Genomic DNA, 6,326 nt, shown 5'->3' with positions numbered 1-6,326 from the left:
TGAGATATGGTAGTTGCTTAGCAGATACTGAGGAGAAATCCTCGTTGGGGAGTTTAGCTCAGCTGGGAGAGCATCTGCCTTACAAGCAGAGGGTCAGCGGTTCGATCCCGTTAACTCCCATTATTAAGGAAACTTAATAGGTCCCGTAGTGTAGCGGTTATCACGTCGCCCTGTCACGGCGAAGATCGCGGGTTCGATTCCCGTCGGGACCGTTGAAACATCACACCGTGATGTTTCAAGTAACCAGATAATGAAAGACAGCAGTCTTTCTACTTATTATCTTGGATAGAATAAAATAGGTTAGACTCGTTAGCTCAGTTGGTAGAGCAATTGACTTTTAATCAATGGGTCGCTGGTTCGAGCCCAGCACGAGTCATGAATGCGGGTTTGGCGGAATTGGCAGACGCACCAGATTTAGGATCTNGTCGCTGGTTCGAGCCCAGCACGAGTCATGAATGCGGGTTTGGCGGAATTGGCAGACGCACCAGATTTAGGATCTGGCGCTTTCGGGCGTGGGGGTTCAAGTCCCTTAACCCGCATTAAGCAATAGGCCGGCTTAGCTCAGTTGGTAGAGCATCTGATTTGTAATCAGAGGGTCGCGTGTTCAAGTCATGTAGCCGGCATTCTTCTAAAAGAAGATGANTGGATAGAGTACCTGACTACGAATCAGGCGGTTAGAGGTTCGACTCCTCTAGGGTGCATTTTCGGGAAGTAGCTCAGCTTGGTAGAGTGCTTGGTTTGGGACCAAGATGTCGCAGGTTCGAATCCTGTCTTCCCGATATGTGGCGGTGTAGCTCAGCTGGCTAGAGCGTTCGGTTCATACCCGAGAGGTCGGGGGTTCGATCCCCTTCGCCGCTATTTTCATATTGTGGATGACTTTGGACCTTTAGCTCAACTGGTTAGAGCACTCGGCTCATAACCGAGCGGTCGTAGGTTCGAGTCCTACAAGGTCCATTTAGCGGAGGATTACCCAAGTCCGGCTGAAGGGAACGGTCTTGAAAACCGTCAGGCGTGTAAAAGCGTGCGTGGGTTCGAATCCCACATCCTCCTTAAGATAGTAGTTGAGTTTATTGCTCAGCTATTATTTGAAAATTATTATTAACGCGGGATGGAGCAGCTCGGTAGCTCGTCGGGCTCATAACCCGAAGGTCGTAGGTTCAAATCCTGCTCCCGCAATAAGGCTCGGTAGCTCAGTTGGTAGAGCAATGGATTGAAGCTCCATGTGTCGGCGGTTCGATTCCGTCTCGCGCCATAGTTAAAATAGCTTAGTGCTGATATAATGTCTTGGAGAATTACTCAAGAGGCTGAAGAGGACGGTTTGCTAAATCGTTAGGTCGGGTAACTGGCGCGAGGGTTCGAATCCCTCATTCTCCGTAAGTAAACGAGGTAGATAGTTATCTCGTTTTTTGTTAAGTGAGGGTGCTAAGATGAAGAAACGACGTTTTTCTAAATGGATTATTTTTGCAATGACAAGTGCTTTGTTACTGGTATCATTGCTTTTTTTTGTCTCGGGTAATCGAGAAGCAACAAAGCAGCTGGCTAATTTTCCAGCAGCTGTTCTAGCTCAGTTCACCAGCTTCATGAGATTACCTGTAGACTTGGCTACTGATTTTGGGCAGGAAGTTACGGACTTGTTTCAAGCCTATAATGAAAATAAATCGCTGAAACAACGTTTGTCAACCTTAGAAAATCAAGATCGTATCATTGAGCGTTTGGAAAATGATAATGCGACACTCCGTGAGGCATTGTCAATCAAGAAAGAAATTTCAGCACAGCAACTTCTCTCTGCTCGTGTGATTTATCGCTCGACCTTATCTTGGCTAGAAATGGTTACACTGGATAAAGGGGCGAAAGATCAGGTAACATCACACATGCTTGCAGTGACAGATAAGGGTCTTGTTGGAACCATTAGCCAGCTGAATGACACGACATCTCAGGTTGAGTTACTGACTAATACGGCTCGTCAAACGGCAATTGGCGCAAGAATAGAAACAGCATCAGGAACCTTGTACGGCATGGTGCTCGGCTATGATACTGAAAAAGAGGCCCTTAAGCTAAGTCAGTTTAATCAGCAACTGCCGATTAAGGTTGGTGATAAAGTTTTGACTAGTGGGCTTGATGGCACCGGGCTAGAGGGAATCACCATTGGGCAGGTTAAGGAAATTGCTCGGACAGAAGACCAAGCTCTGATGGCTTATGTGACGCCTGCTGTCAATAATACCAGCTTGACTTCTGTGACACTAATAGGGGAGGGTGGAAATGATTAAGAAACGTGTTCTCCTCTGGTTAATTATGCTGGTGACTTTTTTCTTGGATGGGCAGATTTCCTTTTTCCTATCTGGCTTGACTGACTTCCGCTGGCTGGTAACGAGTCAGTTTCTCTTGATTAGTATTTTCTATATCAGTATCCTATGGCGGGATCTTTTCAGTTATCTTAGCCTAGTCTTGCTGGGGTTATTTTACGATCAGCATTATTTACTGACCATTGGGCTTGCGACCGTACTATTTCCATTGGTTTATTTTATTTTATCAATCACTAGGCGTTACTGGCTAAAGGGGAAATGGGATCGTGCTTTTGCCTTAGTTCTCTTACAGGTGTTATTTCCAGTAGGCCTCTACTGGCTGGGCTATTTTTACCAGTTAACAACGGTGACATTTTCAGAGTTCTTTAATCGTCAAATGCCTGGGACGATACTGTTTAATGGGATGACCTTATTTTTCTTCTTTCGTTACCTAGAACCGGTTTTATTTAGGGGTGTTGATTTTCGTCAAATATCAACCGAACTGTAATATAGGTGTAACATACTCAGCCCTTTTTTTTGTTAAAATAGGTAATGTCTTAAACTAGAAGGAGTGTCTATTCTATGAAAAATAAAATTATTTCAGCAGCATTGGTTAGTGGATTATTCTTGAATACAGTTGCACCACTGTCTGTTTTTGCTGAAGATTTTGACAAGAAGATTGCGCAGACCGATGCGACCATCGCTAATCTATCAGCAGAACAAGCACAAGCTCAAAGTCAAGTTTCCAGTTTAGAAAAACAAGTTGCTGATTTAGAAGCGCAGCAAGATGAGCTCACTAAAACAAACGAAGAGTTACAAGCTGAGTCAAAAGAATTGATTGCAGAGATTGATAGCTTGTCACAAAAAATTGTGGCACGAAATGGTCAGTTGAAAAAGCAAGCACGTAGTGCACAGAAAAATCAACAAGCATCAACGTATATCAATACAGTTTTAGAAGCTGACTCGTTATCAGAAATGGTTAGCCGAATCATGGCGATTCGTAAGGTTATTTCAGCTAATGAAAAATTGTTGAAGCAACAACAATCGGATAAAACCAATATCGAAGAAAAACAAAAGGCTAACCAAGAAGCTATTAACACTGTTGAGGCAAACCTTGTGACCTTGTCCGAGAACACCTATGCTTTAAATGTTCAAAAGGCAGAGTTAGAAGTTGCTCAAATTAATTTACAAGCTTCTCTGACAACTGCTGAAGAGGAAAAAGCTAGTCTCTTGTCTGCAAAGAGTGTAGCTGAGGAAAAAGCTCGTGTAGCAGCTGAGGAAAAAGCTCGTGCAGAAGCGGAGGCCAAGGCTCAAGCTGAGGCTCAGGTGCAGTCTATTGCAGCTTCTCGTGCAGCGGTTGCAACTCCAGTGCAGGAGTCAGCTGCCCCTACTGTGCAGACGTTAGTAGCACCAGCACAAGCAGCTGCCCCAGCAACTCAACAAACTTACACGACTGCCGCTACGACAACAGTATCTTATGATTACAGCACCTATCCTGTTGGTGAGTGTACATGGGGTGTCAAACAATTGGCTCCATGGGTTGGAAACTATTGGGGTAATGGTGGTGACTGGGCAGCGAGTGCCCGTGCTGCTGGCTTCCGTGTTGGTACGACACCGGCTGTAGGCGCTGTTGCAGTGTGGACAGGTGGCTATCATGGTTATGGTCACGTTGCTTACGTTGTTGCTGTTGAAAGCGATACGAAGATTCAAGTCCAAGAATCTAACATGATGGGCAAACGCTACATTGATAACCACCGTGGTTGGTTTAACCCAACAACCACTAGCGAAGGGGTTGTATCTTACATCTATCCAAATTAGAGTGCATTATCAGGACTTGGAAAAGTCCTGTTTTTTATATTAAAAGGCTCAGCTAGCAAGACTAGATTATTAAATATTTGAGACAACTTGATAAATAGATTCGGGTTGTTATTTGGCAATGGCTCTTTAAGTCAATATCTTATTTCCTTTTCTTATTGAAAATTCCGCTAAAAAGGGTTACAATAGAGGTAACGAAAATTTTTGGAGGGTTCTATGTCGTATTCAAATTTGAAGCTCTTTGCCTTATCGTCTAACCAAGAGTTAGCTGAAAAAGTAGCTGATATTATCGGTATCCCGCTTGGGAAGTCATCTGTTCGTCAGTTTTCAGATGGTGAAACTCAAGTCAATATCGAAGAATCGATTCGTGGTCATCATGTCTTTATCTTACAATCCACTAGTTCACCAGTCAATGATAACCTGATGGAAATCTTGATTATGGTAGATGCCTTGAAACGTGCGAGTGCAGAGACTGTAAATGTTGTCATGCCTTACTATGGATATGCTCGTCAGGATAGAAAGGCACGTTCACGTGAACCAATTACCTCCAAATTAGTTGCCAACATGCTTGAAATTGCTGGTGTTGACCGTTTGTTGACGGTTGATTTGCACGCGTCTCAGATTCAAGGGTTTTTCGATATTCCTGTTGACCATTTGATGGGAGCGCCACTGATTGCTGACTACTTCATTCGACGTGGGATGACTGGAGAAGACTATGTGGTGGTCAGCCCAGATCACGGTGGCGTGCCTCGGGCGAGAAAATTGGCCCAGTTTTTACAAACTCCACTGGCAATTATTGACAAGCGCCGTAGCGTTGACAAGATGAATACAAGTGAAGTGATGAATATCATCGGTAGTGTCGCTGGGAAAACATGTATTTTAATTGATGACATGATCGACACAGCAGGGACAATCTGTCACGCTGCAGATGCTCTGCGTGATGCGGGAGCTGTTTCGGTTTATGCCAGCTGTACGCACCCTGTCTTATCAGGACCTGCCTTGGATAATATTGAGCGCTCTGCTATTGAAAAACTGGTGGTGTTAGACACCATCTTCCTTCCAGAAAATCGTGTCATTGATAAGATTGAACAGATTTCAATCGCAGATTTGATTGCTGAAGCGATTATCCGCATCCATGAAAAGCGTCCGTTATCACCACTTTTTGCCCTATCAACTCCAAAATAAAATGAACTCCCTATCAATAAATTGCTAGGGAGTTTTGAGGGCTTGCTCAAAGGTTTCAGACGAACAAGTGACGGCAATCTCTTGACGTGTGAGGGGATGGGTGAAGTTGAGTTGATGGGCATGAAGCATGAGCCTGCCTTTAGGTTTGGGATGATAAAGCGGATCGCCTAATAAGGGCAGTCCCTGGTGTGACAGGTGGACACGGATTTGGTGGGTGCGTCCTGTTTCGAGCTGACAACTAACGAGCGTTTGCTGCCCGTCAAACTGAACTGGGCTTACTCGAGTGAGGGCTACTTGTCCGTGTCGATGATCAACGACGCGTCTTCGCCGATCATGCCGATGACGACCGATTTTATCGCTAATCGTCCTAGTCTTGGGCAGAATACCATCAACCAGAGCGAGGTACTGGCGCTTGATACGTTTTTGCTCCAGGAGGCGGTTCAGCAGAGGGAGGATAAAGGGATTTTTGGCAAATAGCACAGCACCGCTCGTTTCCATGTCTAATCGATGGACGATATAGCAGACGCAGCCAGCATAGGTGGAGACATGATTGAGCAGAGCGATTTCTGTGGGCTCATTGCCATGGGTCTTGAGCCCTTCTGGCTTGTTAACAATGATGAGGTGGTCATCTTCGTAGAGGCAGTCAATGAGGTCAGCATTGCCAGCAGGCAGTGTTTTTTGAGGGTAGTCTTCCTCATCAAAGGTTAGATTGATGACATCTCCGAGATGGACTGAGCTCTGCCAGTTGACAGCTCTGCCATTGACCAAGAGATGCTTTTTTGTCCGTAGGAAATGCCTAATTTTTCGAGGAATGAGTAAGTGCTTCTCTAGAAGCTCTTTCACGCTACAATCCGCAAAGGTGTTGTGAATGGTGTAAGAGGTTGTCATGTGTGCTCCTTTAGGTATTGCTAGGGTAGACTCTGAAAAGTCACCCCTTTTCTGTACAATTTTTATAAAGTGTTTTTGTTAAGCGATAACTCGCTTAACCATAGGTGTTTGGTAATCGAGACTACCGTGAATGCGATGATGGTTCCACCAGTGGAC

Annotated in this window: 5 protein-coding genes and 12 tRNA genes; 16 read left to right on the top strand and 1 reads right to left on the bottom strand. The window is 44.8% G+C overall.

Going from position 1 to position 6,326, the window contains the following annotated elements; all coding sequences use genetic code 11:
* The first annotated feature begins 47 nt into the window (after positions 1-47).
* From ACERC5_RS09845 to ACERC5_RS09770, 16 genes are all read left to right on the top strand, one after another.
* A tRNA-Val gene (locus tag ACERC5_RS09845) sits at positions 48-120 on the top strand.
* A 19-nt stretch (positions 121-139) separates the two neighbouring features.
* Positions 140-212 (top strand) — tRNA-Asp (locus tag ACERC5_RS09840).
* Between the two features lie 91 nt (positions 213-303).
* A tRNA-Lys gene (locus ACERC5_RS09835) sits at positions 304-376 on the top strand.
* Positions 377-457: 81 nt separating this feature from the next.
* A tRNA-Leu gene (locus ACERC5_RS09830) sits at positions 458-539 on the top strand.
* 11 nt (positions 540-550) lie between these two features.
* A tRNA-Thr gene (locus ACERC5_RS09825) sits at positions 551-623 on the top strand.
* Between the two features lie 82 nt (positions 624-705).
* Positions 706-779 (top strand) — tRNA-Pro (locus tag ACERC5_RS09820).
* Between the two features lie 5 nt (positions 780-784).
* Positions 785-858, top strand: a tRNA-Met gene (locus tag ACERC5_RS09815).
* Positions 859-880: 22 nt separating this feature from the next.
* Positions 881-954: transfer RNA gene (locus ACERC5_RS09810), tRNA-Ile, on the top strand.
* A 6-nt stretch (positions 955-960) separates the two neighbouring features.
* Positions 961-1,050: transfer RNA gene (locus ACERC5_RS09805), tRNA-Ser, on the top strand.
* A gap of 52 nt (positions 1,051-1,102) precedes the next feature.
* A tRNA-Met gene (locus tag ACERC5_RS09800) sits at positions 1,103-1,176 on the top strand.
* Between the two features lie 3 nt (positions 1,177-1,179).
* Positions 1,180-1,252, top strand: a tRNA-Phe gene (locus ACERC5_RS09795).
* Positions 1,253-1,286: 34 nt separating this feature from the next.
* Positions 1,287-1,374, top strand: a tRNA-Ser gene (locus tag ACERC5_RS09790).
* A 53-nt stretch (positions 1,375-1,427) separates the two neighbouring features.
* Positions 1,428-2,267 (top strand): rod shape-determining protein MreC, encoded by an 840-nt coding sequence (gene mreC, locus ACERC5_RS09785; RefSeq protein WP_373659670.1) that lies wholly within the window; start codon positions 1,428-1,430, stop codon positions 2,265-2,267.
* The gene (gene mreD / locus ACERC5_RS09780) at positions 2,260-2,790 is read left to right on the top strand and encodes a rod shape-determining protein MreD (RefSeq protein WP_373659669.1); all 531 of its coding nucleotides are present in this window, start codon (positions 2,260-2,262) and stop codon (positions 2,788-2,790) included. Before mreC ends, mreD begins: the two co-directional genes overlap by 8 nt.
* Positions 2,791-2,864: 74 nt before the next feature.
* On the top strand, positions 2,865-4,100 hold the full coding sequence (gene pcsB / locus ACERC5_RS09775) for a peptidoglycan hydrolase PcsB (protein ID WP_373659668.1): 1,236 nt from the start codon (positions 2,865-2,867) through the stop codon (positions 4,098-4,100).
* 213 nt (positions 4,101-4,313) lie between these two features.
* The gene (locus ACERC5_RS09770; RefSeq protein WP_018368518.1) at positions 4,314-5,282 is read left to right on the top strand and encodes a ribose-phosphate diphosphokinase; all 969 of its coding nucleotides are present in this window, start codon (positions 4,314-4,316) and stop codon (positions 5,280-5,282) included.
* 24 nt (positions 5,283-5,306) lie between these two features.
* On the opposite strand, the gene ACERC5_RS09765 is transcribed toward ACERC5_RS09770, so the two are convergent.
* Positions 5,307-6,170, bottom strand: a complete 864-nt coding sequence (locus tag ACERC5_RS09765) for an RluA family pseudouridine synthase (protein ID WP_373660655.1) — start codon at positions 6,168-6,170, stop codon at positions 5,307-5,309.
* Positions 6,171-6,326: the final 156 nt, after the last annotated feature.

This window comes from Streptococcus sp. E24BD (assembly GCF_041807825.1).
GTDB lineage: Bacteria > Bacillota > Bacilli > Lactobacillales > Streptococcaceae > Streptococcus > Streptococcus entericus.
Note: the sequence above shows the minus strand (reverse complement) of the source record. Positions and strands in the feature narration are given on the sequence as shown.